The following is an 18,296-nucleotide window of genomic DNA, read 5'->3' as shown; positions in this document are numbered from 1 at the left end:
TTCATATTTTCTAATTACTTATTGACAGACAAAGATTACCAGATATTAACCCGGTCTGCAGGCTGCATATACATAGCATCACCCTCTTTGATTCCAAAAGCCTCATAGAATGCGTCTATATTCTTCAAGGCTGCATTCACACGCCATTTACCTAATGAATGCGGATCCATCTTCGTCAGACGAACAATTTCTTCATCCCGGATATTCTGTGCCCATAAAGTTGCGTAACCTAAATAGAAACGCTGTTCGCCCGTAAAGCCATCGATCACAGCAGGAGTCTGTCCTTGAAGGCTGTTCAGATAAGCCTGATGAGAAATCAGCAAACCGCCCTGGTCAGCAATGTTTTCTCCTAACGTATAACTACCATTAGCATGCATCGTATCCAATACAAGAATATTGTCATATTGAGCGACCAGCTTATTAGCCCGTTCTGTAAATCGAGTAGCGTCGTCGGCTGTCCACCAGTCTGTCAGATTACCTTCCTTATCATAATTACGCCCCTGGTCATCAAATCCGTGTGTCATCTCATGTCCAATAACGACTCCAATAGCCCCATAGTTGATAGCATCATCGGCTTCCGGATCGAAGAACGGAGGCTGAAGAATAGCAGCCGGGAAACAGATTTCGTTAGTAGTCGGATTGTAGTATGCGTTGATAGTCTGCGGAGTCATATACCAGCGAGACTTATCTACCGGTTTGCCGGCATCAGCCAACATATAATCCATTTCAAAGATAGAAGAACGTCTAACATTTGCCCAATAAGAGTCCTGCTTAATTTCTAAAGCGGAATAATCTCTCCATTTGTCAGGATAACCAATCTTCACTGTAAAAGCAGCCAGTTTTTCCTGAGCTTTCAGCTTTGTCGAATCACCCATCCACTCCAAGTTATTAATCCGTTCACCTAAAGCCTTCTGAAGATTACCCACTAATGTCAGCATCTTTTCTTTCGAGCTGGCAGGGAAATATTTAGCCACATACATCTGACCAACAGCTTCTCCCAATACGCCATTTACAGTCGACAAAGCACGTTTCCAACGTTGTTCCAACTCCTGCTTTCCTGACATTGTTTTTCCATAGAAATCAAAGTTGGCATTTACAAAATTGTCACTCAAATAAGGAGCAGCAGCTCTCAATAAATTAAATGCCAAATAGCACTTCTGATCGTCTAAAGAAACTGTTTTTAAGAAATCGCCCAGTTTCTTATAATAAGCAAACTGCTTAGCATCCAATTCAGGTATGCTATCCAAGCCCATTGCTGAGAAATAAGCATTCCAGTCAAGTGCATCATTTGATTTAATAAAATCTGCACACGACATTTTATTGTAATTCTTTTGTGAATCGCGCATCTCTTCACGTGAGAATGAAATCTTAGCAATTCCATTTTCAACATTCATGACAGCAGTTACAGCTGCATCAGCTTGTTCTGGAGAATGGCCGGCCAATACAAACAAACGAGAAATATAAGCTTTGTAAGCCTCCCGGATCTTGCTGAAAGTCTCATCATTCTGCAGATAATAATCACGATCACCCATTCCTAATCCAGCCTGATACAACTGGACAATATTCATAGAACTGTTCTTTTCGTCAGCTCCAACATAAAGAGCAAAATAAGGAGTGATGCCTTCTTTATGCAAATATGCTACCATTTTCGACAATTCAGCCTTGGTACCCAGGTCACGAATAGCTGCCAGTTCTTCTTTTACGGGTTCGAAGCCGTCTTCATTCGTCTTCACACTATCCAAAGCCAGTTCATACAGCATACCAATTTTCTGGGCGACGCTGCCTTCTTCCTGCGGAGCAGCCTTCAGTTCTTCTACCAAAGCCCGAAGTTGTTCGCGGTTTGTCTCCATTAACTGTTCAAATACGCCATAACGGGAAAATTCCGGTTTCAAAGGATGTTCTTTCATCCAGCCGCCACAAGCATACTGATAGAAGTCTGCACCCGCCGCTACTGTCGTATCCAAATTTGCCAAATTAACAGACTTACAAGAAGATTGTCCATCTGTCTTTTGGGCGTTGTTGCCACATCCCGCCAGCGCCATAAGTCCTGCTGCCATAAGCGGGAACATAATCTTCACTTTCATCTTACTATATTCTTTTTGTTTAAACGATTATCATTTAAATTGTGCACCTAACATGCAAATCTTTCTGTACTCATTCTCGAAGTTTGGAGTAAAAACTCCTTTTCCAAGCTGAGAAGCTATTTCCGCACGAGACCAGAAACGACCTTCATCGATCTCCTCCGGATCAGGGAAAAACGGACCTTCGTATACAGTCCGGAATGTATTAACTAATTCTTTCTCTATTTTTGATTCAAAGACGTACCGCATCAGAAATTCCGGTTTGAAGTCAGTAATACCTAATTCTTCGCGCACCTCTCTGCGTAAAGCATTTTCAACCGTCTCTCCATAATCCACATGACCTCCCACAGCCGTATCCCATTTTCCGGGCTGAATATCCTTCGTCATCGAACGTTTCTGCAAATACAGATCACCAGCAGCATTGAAAATATGCAAATGAACAACGGGATGCAACCATTTGCATCCACTATGACATTCTCTGCGGGTTGCTTTTCCTATCGTCTCCCCTTCTTCATTCACTAAGGGGAACCATTCTTCCTTCACCATTTTATTCCATCATTGACTAAGCAAAGATCTCTCGAGAATCAAAAATGATTCTCGAGGGTATCATTTTTGAATCCCACGAGAATCGTTTATAAAAATATCCTGATTCTTCTAAAAAAACACCGCCTTTGAATGCAGACACAACTTGTATTGCACAAAACGCGTTTATTTTTCAGAACTCTTCACCACGAAGCAGAATTTGCTAAATCAGACGATTCGTTGCCGTATCCGGGAAAATGACGGCCGGTTTGAATGTCTTTGCTTCCTCAAAATCCATCAATGCGTATGACATAATAATGACAATATCTCCCGGTTGAACCTTGCGGGCAGCAGCCCCATTCAAGCAGATAACCCCCGAACCAGGTTCACCTTTAATGACGTACGTTTCAAAACGTTCTCCATTGTTATTATTAACAATTGAAACCTTCTCGTTTGGAATCAGATTAGCCGCTTCCATCAAAGCGCCGTCAATCGTAATACTTCCAATATAATTTAAGTTGGCCTCAGTAACCGTCACCCGATGAATCTTTGATTTAACAACTTCTATATACATCTCTTACCTCTATGATTAATATTTAATATTGTCAATCAGACGTACTTCGCCACAATAAACGGTTATGCAGCCTACGGGATATGTCGTATCCGACCAGTTCTTGATAGACTGCATCGTATGACCATCTACAATTTCGAAATACTCCACTTTCATTTCCGGAACCTGATTGATCGTATTCACAACAAAATCAATCACCTCCTGAACACTCTTCGCGGGTACAAAGGTAGTGCTTTCTTTTAATGTACGGGCAATTACCGGTGCTTTTTGACGTTGTTCGGGTGTTAAACGAGTATTCCGACTACTCAAAGCCAATCCATCTGCTTCCCGCTGAATCGGGCAATCTACAATATGAACCGGTAAATTTAACTGTCTCACCATTTCCCGAATAACAGCGATCTGCTGAAAATCTTTTTCACCAAAATAAGCGTTATCTGGCTCAACAATATAGAAAAGTTTACTAACGACCTGAGCGACACCATTAAAATGCCCCGGACGCCGAGGACCTTCCATCACGGCTGCAACCGGACCTAAATCAAATACGCGCGTATCAGGCTCTGGATACATTTCTGCTACTGACGGAGCAAAAACATAATCGCAACCAACCGGTTCAAGCAAAGCACAATCAGCCTCCAGCGTACGTGGATAAGTCTCCAAGTCATGCTTATCATTAAACTGAGTCGGATTCACGAAATCACTAACTACGCAAATATCATTTTCGGCCACACAGCGCTTTACCAAACTGATATGCCCGGCATGCAAAGCCCCCATTGTAGGAACCAAGCCGATTTTCTTACCTTTCTCTCGCTCAAGAGCCAAGAAATTCTTTAAATCTTTGATAGAACTTACTATTTTCATCTTATAGATGCTTAAAAACGGTGCAAAGCAACAAAATAATTATCAGAAATAAAAGATTTTTACTATCTTTGTACCGTCTAAATAAAAGAAAAATACAGAATGGATGCAAAAAAAATCTTGTTTATAGCTCAGGAAATCACCCCTTATTTACCGGAATCTGAAATTGCAACAATCTGCCGGAATCTTCCACAAGGAATTCAGGAACGAGGCCGCGAAATCAGAACTTTCATGCCTAAATTTGGTAACATTAACGAACGTCGTAACCAATTACATGAAGTAATCCGCCTCTCGGGAATGAATCTGATTATCGACGATACCGATCATCCGCTGATTATTAAGGTTGCATCTATACAAGCTGCCCGTATGCAGGTATATTTCATTGACAATGACGATTATTTCCAACGTAAATCTACCATTGTTGATGAAAATGGGAATGAATATGAAGACAACGATGAACGCTCCATATTCTATGTACGTGGCGTAATAGAAACTGTAAAAAAACTACGTTGGATTCCGGATGTAATACATTGCCATGGTTGGATGTCGGCTCTTACAGGATTGTACATCAAACGCATGTATGCTGATGATCCGTGCGTACGAAACGCCAAAATTGTTTATTCCGTTTACAATGATGATTTCAAAAAGCCTTTGGCACAAAGTTTGGCTGATAAACTGATTATGGACCAAGCTCAGGAAGCTGACGTCGAGAATTTACGTAAAGATACCAGTTTTGTCGGTCTTTCTAAATTAGCTATCGACTTTGCTGACGGTGTCATTCAAGGAAGTGAGACCATCCATCCGGATATTATGAAATACATCGAGACTAAATCTGACACTCCATTTTTACCGTATCAATCACCTGAAACGTACATGGATGAATTTAATAAATTCTACGATGTCGTTTTGGAATCTAAATAGTTATTTAACATGGATTTAAAAAGACTTATACTTGGGCTCGCTTTCGGTGGTGTGCTGTTTAGCGGGTGTAATGATGAATTGAGCCAGGTTGGACCAAGTATTCAGCCGGAGGGAGACCGTTCTTTTGTTTATGCGGATACATTTCAAGTTGAAGCATCGACTATCAAATTGGATTCGGTATATGCCCGTACTGTAAACGGATTGTTAGGTCAAATATACGATCCTCTGTATGGTAACCTGAAAACAGATTATATCTGTCAGTTTTATTGCCCGGAAGATTATAAATTTGCCCATGAACCTATTGATGGGAAAGTCGATTCGATGGCTTTTTTCATTATGTATAATAATGGAGGATATGTAGGAGATTCATTGGCACCTATGCAGGCTAAAATATATAAAGTAACGAAACCGCTAGACCGTAATTATTACACCAATATGGATCCTGCGGAATATTGTGACTTGCAGACGCTGATAGGAGAGAAAACTTACACAGCATATGATTTAAGTATTTCTGATTCTATTCGAAAAATTACAGACACAAGCGATCCTAATTATTATACGCCCAATGTCCGTATCCGGATTAACACTGACGTCGCCCAGAGTTTTTATGATGAGACAATTAATAATCCGAACTCGTTCCACAATCAGGAAGCCTTTAATAATTTCTTCCCCGGTTTTTATGTAACGACAGGTTTCGGAACAGGCAACATCTTGGAAGTAGCGCAATCATCATTCTTCATATATTACAAATATATGTCAAAAACAAGTGCAGGCAACGATACCATTATCCACACCCGAGAACAATTTAATGTAACGAAAGAGGTGATTCAGATGAATCAAGTAGAAAATGGAAATATCGAACAATTACTGCAGCCGAACGATGAATATGCTTATATAAAAAGTCCAGCAGGCGTATGCACAAAGGTGATTGTTCCGACATCCGTCATTAGCGAAAAGATTGAAGGACGTATTATAAATGGCCTTAATTTTTCAGTAAAAGCAATGCCTCAGGAAGAATGGTTATATGCTTTTGAAGCACCTGATTATGTATTGCTTTTGCCTGAAGATTCTGTACAAAGCTTCTTCTTAAACAATAAGATAGAAGATAGCGTTACTGCCTATCTGGCCTCTTATACATCAAGCTCTAAAACATATTCATTCGGTAATATCTCTAACCTACTGAAAAAGCATGTAGAAAGTAAGCCTAATGAAGACCTTAGGTTATTGATTATTCCTGTGGCTCGTGGAACACAAAATTCAAACAACTATTACGGCGAGTCAAAACCAGTCACTACATCTATTACCAATTACATGAAACCGGCCGGTGTCCGATTAAAAAAGGATAAAGAGTCCATGCAAATGGTTGTACTGACAAGTAAATATAACGACTAAAATAACACAAAAAGAGGAACCTCCAATCGGTTCCTCTTTTTGTATATATGCCCTTTAATTCCCTTTATTCAACGTGACAACCCGCGATCTGCTTAAAACCATTTAAGAAAGCAACGATATCCATCCGCTTCTTTCCTGCTAATTGAACAGATAATAAGCGCAGATAACCTCCATCAACTGCTACATCAACAAAACTTTTTCCGTCCGACTGAATTGTACCGGCTGATAATTGATGTTGAACCAGACGTTTTTCGGTTTGATAAATCTTTAACACCTGTCTTTTTCCATCACTTGTGACTAACTCCGTCCAGGCAGCAGGATAAGGCGATAAGCCTCTCACAAAATCATACAAGTTCTTTAATGGCTTATTCCAATCTATCCGGCAAGTCTCCTTAAAAATTTTAGGAGCTGGAAGAAATTCTGAAACCCCATCATATAAGTCTTTTTGAGGATAAGTAACAACATTACAGTCTATAATCTGATCAACAGATTTCAGAACAGTTTGTGCTCCTAACGCCATCAAGGCATCATGTAAACTTCCTGCATCATCTGTATCTGAGATAGGTAATGCTTCGCGCATGATAATACTACCCGTGTCAATCTCGTGATCCAAGAAAAATGTTGTTACCCCAGTTTGCGTATCACCATTAATAATAGCCCAATTAATAGGAGCAGCACCACGATAACGAGGAAGCAAGGATGCATGAAGATTAAATGTACCCAAACGAGGCATATTCCAAACCACTTCAGGTAACATTCTAAAAGCAACTACAATCTGCAAATCAGCATTCCAGGCCCGAAGAGCCTCGAGAAAAGCTTCATCTTTCAGTTTTTCCGGCTGCAAAACTGGCAAACCGACAGATTCAGCATACTTCTTAACTGCACTCGACTGCAATACGCTTCCATGTCGCCCCATGGGTTTATCTGGCATCGTTATTACACCCACTACCCGATAACCGCCTTCCACAAGAGCCCGCAGACTTTCTACGGCAAAGTCGGGTGTCCCCATATATACAATTTTCAAATCTTCTTTCTTCATATATATTAATCACCTGAAAAATTATCAACCAAAACTTCCCGATAAGAATTAAATATTTTTGATTTTGACATAAATCCCATATACCTGCCCGTTTCGTCGACTACCGGTAAATTCCATGCCTTTGTATCATCAAATATCTGCATAATCTGATCCATCGGCGTATTGACAACAATCTTGGCAGGAGCAGAGACCATAAATTTGGAAACACGGAAACGATTGTACAATTCCGGACGGAACATAATATTCCGTATATTATCCAGCAGAACGATTCCTAACAAAATACCTCGATCATCTACCACCGGGAATGTATTTCGGCTACTACGAGCTATCACTTTCACCATATCGCCCAATGTCATCTCGGGAGAAACAATCTGAAAATCACGCTCAATCACATTATCCGCACTTAATAATGTCAGGACAGCTTTATCTTTATGATGCGTCAATAATTCACCTTTCTGGGCTAAACGCATAGAATAAATACTATGAGGTTCAAACATCAGGATGGTAATATAAGAGCCTATCGAGACAATCATCAACGGAAGAAAAAGATCATATCCTCCGGTCAGTTCTGCTATCAGGAATACTCCAGTTAAAGGAGCATGCATAACGCCTGACATAATTCCAGCCATTCCCAACAAAGCAAAATTCTTTTCAGAGAGATACATGGTAAAAGGGAAATAATTACTTACATGAGCAAAAATAAACCCTGCTATACACCCTAAATACAAACTAGGAGCAAAAATACCACCACAACCGCCACCTCCATTCGTAGCACTCGAGGCAAAAACCTTCGTCAGAAGGATAAGTCCTAAAAATATCACAATGCCAAAATAAGAACCATTCAACGGATAAAACATACTATTATCCATCAATCCGGCAAATTGTCCGTTCAATAACAGTCCAATCGTATCATAGCCTTCACCGTATAACGGAGGAAAGATAAAAATCAACAAACTCAACATAATACCGCCCATCATGAACTTACGTAAATAAGTTGTACCATAACGGCGATACTCACCTTCTATCCAATTCATCACCCGCGTAAAATACAGAGAAACCAAGCCACAGAAAATCCCCAAAAGGATGACATAAGGTATGCGTTCAATAACGAAAACTTCCGTCTGCGAGAACTTAAACATAGCTTCAGTTCCTGTGAAAATATAAGAAACCGTAGCAGCAGTTACAGAGGTAATCAGCAAAGGCAAGACCGAAGTCATAGTCAAATCCAGCATCAATACTTCTATCACAAACACCAGTCCAGCAATTGGAGCCTTAAAAATACCGGCAATCGCACCAGCCGCACCACAACCAACCAGTAACATCAGCGTCTTTTGCTCCATCTTGAACAAACGGCCTAAATTAGAACCAATCGCTGCACCAGTCAAAACAATCGGGGCTTCAGCACCGACAGAACCACCAAAGCCAATAGTTACAGAACTTGCTACAATAGAAGTCCACATGTTGTGAGGCTTGATCCGGCTCTTCCGCTGAGAAATTGCATACAGAATCTTAGTCACACCATGACTGATATCATCTCGTACCACATATTTCACAAACAAACCGGACAACAAGATACCTAGTACCGGATACAGCAAATACAGATAATTGACTTGATCTGCTTCAAAGTTTACAGACAATAAGTGCTGAATAAAATGAATCAGATTCTTCAAGATGATAGCGGAAGCTGCCGTACAGATTCCGACAAGAAAACTGACAATCAATACAAAGTGTTTCTCCTTTATATTATTTGCCCGCCAAACAAGAAACTTATAAAACCATCCCTTTTCTGTTGTCATATCTTTAAATACCCTTTCCTGTCACAACTGTCTTTATGGTATAAACCAAAATAGTTATATCTAAAGCCAGCGACATATTTTCATAATAAATGATATCATACTCTAACCGTTCCAACATCTGGTCAACAGTACTCGCATATCCATACTTTACCATTCCTAAAGAAGTAATTCCCGGTTTCACATTATGTAATAAATAATAATATGGAGCCCTCTGCACAATCTGATCAATAAAATACTTCCGTTCAGGCCTGGGTCCGACCAACGACATATCGCCTTTCAATACATTCCAAAACTGAGGTAATTCATCCAGACGATATTTCCGCATGACAGCACCAAACGGTGTAATCCGAGAATCATTTTCATGAGACAATTCCGGCCCTGCATCTTCAGCTCCGACATACATCGTGCGAAATTTGTAAATCATAAACGGACGGCCATGAAATCCAATTCGCTCCTGCCGATAAATGATAGGTCCGGGCGAATCTTTTCTAACACGCCATGCGATATAAGCAAATAAAGGCGACAAAAGTATCAGGACTAAACAAGAAACAAACCGGTCGGCAAAAGCTTTAATATTCTTTTCTGCTTCCGAAAAATTATTCTCGGTAATCTCAGCCAAAGGTACGGAACTGATTGTCTTCAGCCTCACTTTAGAAAATAATATTGTTTTCTTATCCATCCACACCTTGATCGGCTTCTTATACAGATACAAGGAATAAAGAAACTGAGATAACGCAGCTTCGCCCAAGGCATCTGTCGCGACATTCAGCTCTTCTACAGAATATTGTTTCATCAATACTGGCAGATCGGTGTAACTTCCCAAGATCTTTTCAGAGTTAACCTGATTATCCTCTTCCTTCGAAATACGAACAAAACCCACCACCTTTGTCCCTATTTTCTCTAAATATTGAGATAGAGATAACGCTTTCTCGCCCGTACCCAAAATTAATACGTGAATAGCAAAATCACCTTGCCGAATTCGCCTCAACAAATGTATAGTCAAACGAAGACGAGTCAAGTAAGTTACAATAAAATGCAACCCAAGCAATTCAAAGAAAAAGTAATAATATATCTGATACCGAATGGGGAGTTCATTCAGGATCAAGAACATAAAAATACCAAATACTCCTATTACGGAAGAAATTAATGTTACCCAAAACTCAGAGAGCCGAGACTTAGCCAGCGGTTTATTATAGTAGCCCGAAAAATAATAAATTACCAGCCAGTAAAATGGAATAAAGATTTGTCCGAACCAGACAGATGGGTAGAGTAAAAACTCACCTAGTGTACTTGCATCACGAAAGATAACCTGCTGATAATAGCGCAGCACATTGAAAGCCAGCCAAACCAAGGCCGCTGTCAGAAAGTCTGTAACAATATATCTCCAGGTTTCTCTATTATAGCTCATACAAATTAACGGATAATCTGGAACAAACCACCACTACCTAATTTGATGATACTTGAAGGAGAAGCTTTACTCATATCATCCTGCCGATAATTTACTATATAGTCTACGCCTCGTTTAATTTCATCTGAAATTTCACTGAAGTTGGCGGGTGAAGGTTCACCGCTCACATTTGCAGATGTAGAAACCAATGGTTTACGAAACTGAAAACAAAGCTTGTTTGAAAAAGCTTCTTGTGAAATCCGAATGCCAATACTACCGTCTGCCCCTAATAGATTTGATGCTAAATTTTTCCCTTTTGAATAAATAATCGTCAAAGGTTTGTCAGCTACTTCTATCAGATTCCATGCAATATCAGGAACATCTTCTACATAGGTTTCTAGTTTAACCGGATTGTCCATCAATACCAACATAGCCTTATTATCCGCTCTCTTCTTCAATTCGTAAACTTTCCTTACAGCCTCTTCATTGGTTGCATCACAGCCAATTCCCCAAATTGTGTCGGTAGGATAAAGGATTAATCCACCTTCCTGCATAACCCGGCACGCATTTTTTATATCTTCTTCCATTGAAATCATTGTTCGCTTATTTTTAGTCTGACAAAAATACAAATCATTCTGCGTACTTAGAAAAAATAACAAGAAAAAAACTATTTTCGGAAAAGAACAGCATGAAACCCAATTATAATTTCTAACTTTACGGATTAATTCAGGTGGAAAGCTTGAACTTTCATATTGAGGTCTTGTTTTTAATTAAAGAATAGACTCCATAGGCAGACAGTTATAGCAAGAAAATCTTGTACAATGAAGCACATACATCATGCCTCTCGATCTTATTTCAATATGAAAGATGAGATAGATAAAAAGAAAAAGAATATATAAATGACTAACAAATGGAATTATCAACCTCCAACACAGACAGAAATTCAAGAAAGAGACCATCTGGCTGCCGAACTGGGACTCAGTCCGGTTATCAGTTTACTATTGGTCCGGCGTGGATTAAAAACTGCCAAAGAGGTAAAGAAGTTCTTCAGACCTAGTCTGAATGACTTGGAAGATCCTTTTTTAATGCCTGACATGCAGAAAGCGGTCAGCCGGCTAAATCAGGCATTAGGTGAAAAGGAGAAAATCCTTATCTACGGGGATTATGATGTTGACGGCACAACAGCTGTGTCGTTGGTGTATAAGTATCTGAGAGCTTATACATCGAATTTGTATTACTATATTCCTGACCGGTATGATGAAGGTTCTGGAATATCCATTAAAGGGATAGATTATGCACATAGCATAGGTGTCACCCTGATCATTTCGTTAGATTGCGGTATTAAAGCGATCGACAAGATTGAATATGCAAAAGAGAAAGGCATAGACTTTATCATTTGCGACCACCACATGCCGGATGAGACTCTTCCGGATGCCGTTGCTGTGCTCGATGCCAAACGAGAAGACTCAATTTATCCGTATGAACATCTCTCGGGCTGTGGAGTCGGATTCAAGTTTATGCAGGCTTTTGCCATCAGCAATAAGCGTCCTTTTTCTGAGTTGGAAAAGCTTCTGGAGTTTACAGCAGTCAGTATTGCCTCTGATATCGTCCCTATCACGGGCGAGAACAGAATACTCGCCTATTACGGACTTCGCCAAATCAACAGCAATCCAAGTCTAGGACTAAAGGGAATTATTGACGTATGTGGATTATCCGGTAAGGAAATCACCATCAGTGACATTGTATTCAAGATTGGTCCACGTATCAATGCTTCAGGGCGCATGATGAAAGGGGAAGAAGCCGTTGAATTATTACTGGCCAAAGACAGTGCGGTTGCACGTAAGATGAGCGAGAATATCAATCAATATAATGAAGAACGGCGGGAACTCGATAAAAAGATTACTGATGAAGCTAATGCTATCATCAATGAATTTAACGATATAGACCATCAAAAGGCAGTCATTGTCTACAATCCGAAATGGCATAAAGGTATTATCGGAATTGTAGCTTCCCGACTTACCGAAAAGTACTATCGTCCTGCTGTTGTTCTGACAAAATCGTCTGATCTGATTACAGGATCGGCCCGTTCTGTCACAGGTTTCGATATCTATAAAGCCATTGAAGGATGTCGAGACTTATTAGAAAGCTTTGGTGGCCACACCTATGCCGTGGGTTTCTCTTTGAAAGAAGAGAATCTGGAAGCATTCAAACAGCGTTTCTTCCAGTTAGCTGCGGAACACATCATACCGGAACAAATGATTCCTCAATTGGATATTGATGCGATTCTGGATTTGAAAGAGATTACGCCCAAATTCCTGAGTGATCTGAAAAAGATGAGTCCATTTGGTCCGAACAATCAGAAGCCAATCTTCTGTACATATGGTGTGCAGGACTACGGCACCAGCAAGCTTGTTGGAAGAGATCAGGAACATATTAAATTGGAGATTATCGACAGCAAATCAGCCAGTGTACCCATTCATGGCATTGCTTTCGGCATGAGTCAGTATAATGCACATATAAAGCTGATGAAACCTTTTAATATTTGCTATACCATCGAAGAAAGCATTTACAACGGGAATGCGTCTTTTCAGCTGATGATTAAGGATATACAAACCGAAACAACATAATAAAAGAAGAAATTTAGCGTATGACATCGTTCCATGATGTTCTGAAGAAATACTGGGGATACGATTCTTTCAGACCACTTCAGGAAGACATTATACATTCCGTCTATGAAGGAAACGATACTTTAGGATTGATGCCTACTGGAGGCGGTAAATCAATCACTTTTCAGGTACCGGCCCTGCTCATGGACGGAACGTGTATTGTCATTACTCCATTGATTGCATTAATGAAAGATCAGGTTGACAACCTGAAACGAATCGGTATCAAAGCTACTTCCATTCATTCAGGAATGAGCCGGCAGGAGATTATTACCCAACTCGAGAACTGTATTTTTGGTGAATACAAATTCTTATATATCTCACCTGAGCGACTGGGAAGCGAAATCTTTCTGGCCAAGCTTCAGGCAATGAAGGTAAGTCTGCTCGTAATCGATGAAAGCCATTGTATTTCCCAATGGGGATATGATTTCCGTCCTTCTTATCTGAAAATAGCAGAGATTAGAAAGCTCTTACCCAATATTCCTGTATTAGCCCTCACAGCAACTGCTACACCGGAAGTGGTAGACGATATTCAGAATCGCCTGCTCTTCAGAAAGAAGAACGTATTTTCCAAAAGCTTTGCACGTAAGAACCTCGCTTACATTGTCCGACAAACGGAAGACAAACTGCAAATGCTGGTTCATATTCTCAGTCGGGTACCGGGAACAGCCATTGTTTACGTTCGTAACCGGAAAAAGACAAAAGAAGTAGCAGAGTACTTACGCAAAGAGGGCATTTCTGCCGATTTCTTCCACGCCGGACTCAATCACGACGAAAAAGAGAGAAAACAAAACCAGTGGAAGAATAATGAAATCCGCGTCATTGTCGCTACAAATGCATTTGGAATGGGTATTGATAAGCCTGATGTTCGTGTTGTAGTACATTTAGATATGCCAGGCTCACTCGAAGAATATTATCAGGAAGCCGGACGAGCAGGGCGTGATGAACGCAAAGCCTATGCAGTTGCTCTTTGTTCTCCTACTGATACGGCCCAATTAAAGAAACGTATCAGTGACGAATTTCCACCCAAGGAATTTATCTATCGGGTATACGAAGCTTTGGGAAACTATTTCCAGATAGCTGTAGGTTTTGGATTAGATACAGCCCACGATTTCCTCATCACGGATTTCTGTTCGGCTTTTAAGTTACCTATTATCCAAACTCACAGCGCCATCAAACTGCTGGAACTGGCAGGATACTTGGAATATGTTGAAGAAGTAGACAATGCTTCCCGACTCATCTTTACGGCTACCCGCGAAGAACTGTATAGCTACCTGCGTCAGGATGAACTGACGGATACAGTTATCAAAGTTATTCTTCGCTCCTACACCGGTTTATTCGCTGATTATGTTTATATCAACGAAAGCCTAATTGCTACACGTGCCGGATGTACACCAGACGAAGTATATCATCTGCTGGTAGGTCTTTCCAAATACCGTATTGTGAACTATATCCCACAGAAGAAAACGCCTCTGATTATTTACCGGCAAGTTCGTGAAGAACAAAAGTATCTGTCAATTCCCCGCTCTGCTTACGAAGAAAGAAAGGCACGCAACGAGGCGCGAATCGGGAAAGTATTGGAATATATTCACAACCAGCATATCTGCCGTACACGTATTCTTTTGGGATATTTTGGGGAGAAGCAGGATAAAGATTGCGGAACATGTGACGTCTGTTTGCAACAGCACAGCAGCGGACTGACTCTAGCCGAGTTTCATTCCATCCAAGAAGCCTTGACTGAGCAACTTCGGGAAAAACCTGCATCAGTTACGTCGCTTCTGCAAATATTGACGTTCCCGCAAGAAAAGATTTTACAAGTGATCCGATTTCTGGCAGATAACGATGAACATTTTCATTTGGAAGAAGGATTCCTCTCTATGGTTCATGATGAGTCTAACGAAGTAAAGTCCTAAACTTTCCTTTTTACTGAAGACATCTTTATCAGTTACAGATCACATGTGATTAAAGGTTGAAAATCTATCTTCAAGAAGTAATCACATGTGATCAAGTACAATTCTCGCCGATACTGCAAAAGATACTATAAATCCAACCACTTATTTATAATCCTTCCGATAAGAAACCTTTGTAGCTGTCGGGAAATCAGCAGGAACTTTCTGAGTTACCTTTCCAGTAGCTGCCCATTCTGAACCGCGTAGCAACAAGACCTGAAAACCGGTACACTGCATGGCCGGATTATTTTCCAGAGTTTCACCGGCATGTCCCAACATGATATGGAAAATCCGGGCTTTACCATAATCAACCGTAAAGACAAGGGGTTCTTCACGACCTGAGCCACCTTCATCTTTGATAGCGAAAGCCGTATACATCAGCGTTCCGATATTGGCAGGACCACGCATCCGGTCATAAAGTTCATCCTGAGCATGCATCCATTTGTCCGGCAAACCCTGCATAATCGGATGTCCTTGGCTACGCGCTGTCAATACATATTCACGCTGCGAGCCATGTGAACCGCCCGGACCTGCCGTCATGTCTTTCTTCAACTGATTGTTTTCCCAATAGGCATAAGGTCCAGACTTCTCATCACGACCTTCCCAACCACCTAACGCACAAATTTCATTATACTCTTTCCAGTTGGGGAAAGAATTATTGGCAGCATGGTAAATCACCACGCCCCCACCGTTATTGACATAATCTACAAATGCCTGATTGGTTTTATCGGGCCATGGATCGCCGTTATAATCGAGTACGACCAATTGATAGGCAGAAAAGTCGGGAGCAAAAGCCGACATATCTTCTCCCTTCTGAGGAGAAATAGCAAAATCAACTTGGAATAAGCCGGAATTTTCCAAAATCTTTTGGATAGCTATGTGACTGACTGGCCAGTTGTGGTTATTTTGTCCGGTTACAACCAACGTCTTGATTGGCTTTTGAGCCCAGACAGAAAAGATTCCTAACATAAAGGCTGCCAGGAGAAGCCCTAATTTCTTGATTTGTTTCATGATATTGTGTGAGTTTAAGATGTTGTCTGTTAAGTTAACAAGTTGACGAGTTGACAAGGAGAGCTTGAAACGCACCGCTTGTCAACTCGTTTTCTATGAATGATTACCGCAAAGGAATATACTGAACAAAAGCTTCCATCGCTTCATAAGAAGCCAATCCTAACTGACGGTATAATTCAGCCGTTGCCCGGTTACGGTCTTCTGCCCGCTGCCAGAACAGACGCTCGTCGTCACCCAGATAAGGAGCACTCTCCGCCTGCGACTGGTGCTTTAAGATAGCATTCCGCTTATGGCGCAATTCTTCCGGAGAAATAGGAACAGCCATTTCGATATGGTCCATTTCCCATTCAGCCCAAGCACCACGATACATCCAGATTCGGCAAGCTTTCAGCCAGTCTTCATCCTTAATTTCATCCACGGCAGCCAGGATCGCATCCAGACAAACCTTGTGCGTACCGTGCGGATCGGCCAAATCACCAGCCACAAAGATCTGATCAGGTTTCAATTCTTCCAGCAGATTTTTGATAATATCCTTGTCGGCTTCACTGATCGGGTTCTTCTTTACCAGACCGGTTTCATAGAACGGAAGATCCAGGAAGTGAATGTGGCTGTCATCTTTGATACCGGTGTAACGGCAGGCATGACGTGCTTCTTCCCGACGGATGGTTCCTTTCATGAAAAGGACATCCGGACGTTCTGCTTCGTTATTCTCTACCTTCTCATAACGCAGATAGCGGATAATTTCATCAGCTTTATCCTTAATGACCGTATCCGAAGGCGAATATTTACTGCATACATCGCGCAGATATTCACAATAGCGAACAACTTCTTCATCACCTACCGCAATATTTCCAGAAGTCTGGTAAGCGACATGTACATCATGATGCTGATCACACAAACGGCGGAAAGTTCCACCCATCGAAATCACATCATCATCGGGATGCGGACTGAAGATCAATACCCGTTTCGGATATGGAGTAGCCCGTTCGGGGCGGTCGGTATCATCGGCATTCGGTTTACCACCAGGCCAACCTGTAATTGTATGCTGAATATCATTAAATATCTTAATATTTACATTATAAGCAGAACCATACAGAGCTAACAATTCTCCCAGTCCGTGTTCGCTGTAATCTTTGTTTGTCAGCTTCAGAATAGGTTTCCCTGTCTTCTGACACAACCAGACGATAGCACGGCGAATCAGTTTATTGTCCCACTCGCAACTTGTTACCAGCCATGGATGACTGATACGTGTCAGGCTATAAGCAGCCGACAAATCAACAACTGCTTTTGCATTTTGATGAATCTGCAGATAAGTTGAAGGCGCACCATCACTGATCTTACCTTCAATTGTCTCTTTCATAATCGCCGCTTTTTCATCTCCCCAAGCCATCAGAATAACATTACGGGCTTTCAGCATCGTCGAGATTCCCATCGTAATGATACCAGCCGGTACATTGTCTGTCGAAGAGAAAGTCGCTGCTGCTTCTTTTCGGGAAGCGCCTTCAAGCAGAACCATCCGTGTGCGTGAACTCTGTAAAGTTCCTGCCGTATTGAACATGATATTGCTGTTTGCCCCTATTCCAAGTAACATACAATCGATGCCTCCTACCTGCTGAATCTTCTCTTCATACTGTGTACAGAATTCAAGTATTGCATCTTTCGGCATGCAGCCATCCGGATAATAAATATTCTCCGGTAATATATCAACCTGGTCGAATAATTCAGCTTTCAGTCGGTTCACCACTCCACTTGTTGAAGATGACAGTGGGTAGAATTCGTATTCAACAAAAACGATGACATGACGGAAACTCAATTGTTCTTCCTTATGCATCCGGACTAATTCTTTATAAACGCTCTCCGGAGAACGGCCTCCTGGCAAAGCCAGGACGAATTTCTGACCTGCACTTTCCTTTTTCCGGATCTGAGTGGCAATCTCTTTCGCTATCGCAAACGAACCCTCTTCCATCGATTCGTAAATGGTTGTCGGCACTTTTTCCAAACGGGTCAGTACCGAATGTTCAAACGCATTTTCCGGACGGTAATACCGGGTTGGGATACGCGTCAGCGTAATTTGTGAACTTAAATTTGTTTTCATCATATTATTGTTTA

14 protein-coding genes are annotated in these 18,296 nt (G+C 41.1%); 4 read left to right on the top strand and 10 right to left on the bottom strand.

Translation table 11 applies throughout. From position 1 onward, the window contains the following. Positions 1–35 precede the first annotated feature (35 nt). The 4 genes from NEE14_RS00900 to panC form a co-directional block, all read right to left on the bottom strand. Positions 36–2,084 (bottom strand): M13 family metallopeptidase, encoded by a 2,049-nt coding sequence (locus NEE14_RS00900; RefSeq protein WP_251968300.1) that lies wholly within the window; start codon positions 2,082–2,084, stop codon positions 36–38. Between the two features lie 30 nt (positions 2,085–2,114). Continuing rightward, positions 2,115–2,624 carry an NUDIX hydrolase gene (locus tag NEE14_RS00895; RefSeq protein WP_251968350.1) on the bottom strand — a complete coding sequence of 170 codons (510 nt, stop codon included), beginning with the start codon at positions 2,622–2,624 and terminating at the stop codon, positions 2,115–2,117. A 202-nt stretch (positions 2,625–2,826) separates the two neighbouring features. Then, positions 2,827–3,177 (bottom strand): aspartate 1-decarboxylase, encoded by a 351-nt coding sequence (panD, locus tag NEE14_RS00890; RefSeq protein WP_251968301.1) that lies wholly within the window; start codon positions 3,175–3,177, stop codon positions 2,827–2,829. A 15-nt stretch (positions 3,178–3,192) separates the two neighbouring features. Beyond that, positions 3,193–4,032, bottom strand: coding sequence for a pantoate--beta-alanine ligase (gene panC / locus NEE14_RS00885; RefSeq protein WP_251968302.1), 840 nt, complete (start codon positions 4,030–4,032; stop codon positions 3,193–3,195). A gap of 99 nt (positions 4,033–4,131) precedes the next feature. Between panC and NEE14_RS00880 the strand changes: the two genes are divergently transcribed. Then, on the top strand, positions 4,132–4,950 hold the full coding sequence (locus NEE14_RS00880) for a glycogen/starch synthase (RefSeq protein ID WP_251968303.1): 819 nt from the start codon (positions 4,132–4,134) through the stop codon (positions 4,948–4,950). A 9-nt stretch (positions 4,951–4,959) separates the two neighbouring features. Beyond that, complete coding sequence (locus tag NEE14_RS00875) at positions 4,960–6,342, top strand: DUF4270 domain-containing protein (protein WP_251968304.1); 1,383 nt, start codon at positions 4,960–4,962, stop codon at positions 6,340–6,342. 64 nt (positions 6,343–6,406) lie between these two features. Here the strand turns inward: NEE14_RS00875 and fmt are convergent, their stop codons facing one another. From fmt to NEE14_RS00855, 4 genes are read right to left on the bottom strand one after another with little or no spacing between them, the layout of a single operon-like run. Continuing rightward, the gene (gene fmt, locus NEE14_RS00870; protein ID WP_251968305.1) at positions 6,407–7,381 is read right to left on the bottom strand and encodes a methionyl-tRNA formyltransferase; all 975 of its coding nucleotides are present in this window, start codon (positions 7,379–7,381) and stop codon (positions 6,407–6,409) included. A gap of 5 nt (positions 7,382–7,386) precedes the next feature. Beyond that, complete coding sequence (locus NEE14_RS00865) at positions 7,387–9,177, bottom strand: chloride channel protein (RefSeq protein WP_251968306.1); 1,791 nt, start codon at positions 9,175–9,177, stop codon at positions 7,387–7,389. Between the two features lie 4 nt (positions 9,178–9,181). Then, positions 9,182–10,585, bottom strand: a complete 1,404-nt coding sequence (locus NEE14_RS00860; protein WP_251968307.1) for a sugar transferase — start codon at positions 10,583–10,585, stop codon at positions 9,182–9,184. A 5-nt stretch (positions 10,586–10,590) separates the two neighbouring features. After that, positions 10,591–11,151, bottom strand: coding sequence for an L-threonylcarbamoyladenylate synthase (locus NEE14_RS00855; protein ID WP_251968351.1), 561 nt, complete (start codon positions 11,149–11,151; stop codon positions 10,591–10,593). 312 nt (positions 11,152–11,463) lie between these two features. Between NEE14_RS00855 and recJ the strand changes: the two genes are divergently transcribed. Continuing rightward, positions 11,464–13,191 (top strand): single-stranded-DNA-specific exonuclease RecJ, encoded by a 1,728-nt coding sequence (gene recJ / locus NEE14_RS00850; RefSeq protein ID WP_251968308.1) that lies wholly within the window; start codon positions 11,464–11,466, stop codon positions 13,189–13,191. 20 nt (positions 13,192–13,211) lie between these two features. Beyond that, positions 13,212–15,140 (top strand): RecQ family ATP-dependent DNA helicase, encoded by a 1,929-nt coding sequence (locus NEE14_RS00845; protein WP_251968309.1) that lies wholly within the window; start codon positions 13,212–13,214, stop codon positions 15,138–15,140. A 141-nt stretch (positions 15,141–15,281) separates the two neighbouring features. On the opposite strand, the gene NEE14_RS00840 is transcribed toward NEE14_RS00845, so the two are convergent. Further along, on the bottom strand, positions 15,282–16,187 hold the full coding sequence (locus NEE14_RS00840; RefSeq protein ID WP_251968310.1) for a ThuA domain-containing protein: 906 nt from the start codon (positions 16,185–16,187) through the stop codon (positions 15,282–15,284). A gap of 103 nt (positions 16,188–16,290) precedes the next feature. Further along, positions 16,291–18,282: a glucosamine-6-phosphate deaminase gene (locus NEE14_RS00835; RefSeq protein WP_251968311.1), complete on the bottom strand. Its 1,992-nt coding sequence runs from the start codon at positions 18,280–18,282 to the stop codon at positions 16,291–16,293. Positions 18,283–18,296: the final 14 nt, after the last annotated feature.

It is taken from the genome of Parabacteroides sp. AD58 (genome assembly GCF_023744375.2).
GTDB classification, from domain to species: domain Bacteria; phylum Bacteroidota; class Bacteroidia; order Bacteroidales; family Tannerellaceae; genus Parabacteroides; species Parabacteroides absconsus.
This window is presented reverse-complemented; position numbering and strand designations above follow the sequence as displayed.

Excerpts from the sequence above, each read along its gene's own strand:
- NEE14_RS00900 (WP_251968300.1), bottom strand. The coding sequence starts at position 2,084 with ATGAAAGTGAAGATTATGTTCCCGCTTATGGCAGCAGGACTTATGGCG.
- panD (WP_251968301.1), bottom strand. The coding sequence starts at position 3,177 with ATGTATATAGAAGTTGTTAAATCAAAGATTCATCGGGTGACGGTTACT.
- panC (WP_251968302.1), bottom strand. The coding sequence starts at position 4,032 with ATGAAAATAGTAAGTTCTATCAAAGATTTAAAGAATTTCTTGGCTCTT.
- NEE14_RS00880 (WP_251968303.1), top strand. The coding sequence starts at position 4,132 with ATGGATGCAAAAAAAATCTTGTTTATAGCTCAGGAAATCACCCCTTAT.
- NEE14_RS00875 (WP_251968304.1), top strand. The coding sequence starts at position 4,960 with ATGGATTTAAAAAGACTTATACTTGGGCTCGCTTTCGGTGGTGTGCTG.
- fmt (WP_251968305.1), bottom strand. The coding sequence starts at position 7,381 with ATGAAGAAAGAAGATTTGAAAATTGTATATATGGGGACACCCGACTTT.
- NEE14_RS00865 (WP_251968306.1), bottom strand. The coding sequence starts at position 9,177 with ATGACAACAGAAAAGGGATGGTTTTATAAGTTTCTTGTTTGGCGGGCA.
- NEE14_RS00860 (WP_251968307.1), bottom strand. The coding sequence starts at position 10,585 with ATGAGCTATAATAGAGAAACCTGGAGATATATTGTTACAGACTTTCTG.
- NEE14_RS00855 (WP_251968351.1), bottom strand. The coding sequence starts at position 11,151 with ATGGAAGAAGATATAAAAAATGCGTGCCGGGTTATGCAGGAAGGTGGA.
- recJ (WP_251968308.1), top strand. The coding sequence starts at position 11,464 with ATGACTAACAAATGGAATTATCAACCTCCAACACAGACAGAAATTCAA.
- NEE14_RS00845 (WP_251968309.1), top strand. The coding sequence starts at position 13,212 with ATGACATCGTTCCATGATGTTCTGAAGAAATACTGGGGATACGATTCT.
- NEE14_RS00840 (WP_251968310.1), bottom strand. The coding sequence starts at position 16,187 with ATGAAACAAATCAAGAAATTAGGGCTTCTCCTGGCAGCCTTTATGTTA.
- NEE14_RS00835 (WP_251968311.1), bottom strand. The coding sequence starts at position 18,282 with ATGAAAACAAATTTAAGTTCACAAATTACGCTGACGCGTATCCCAACC.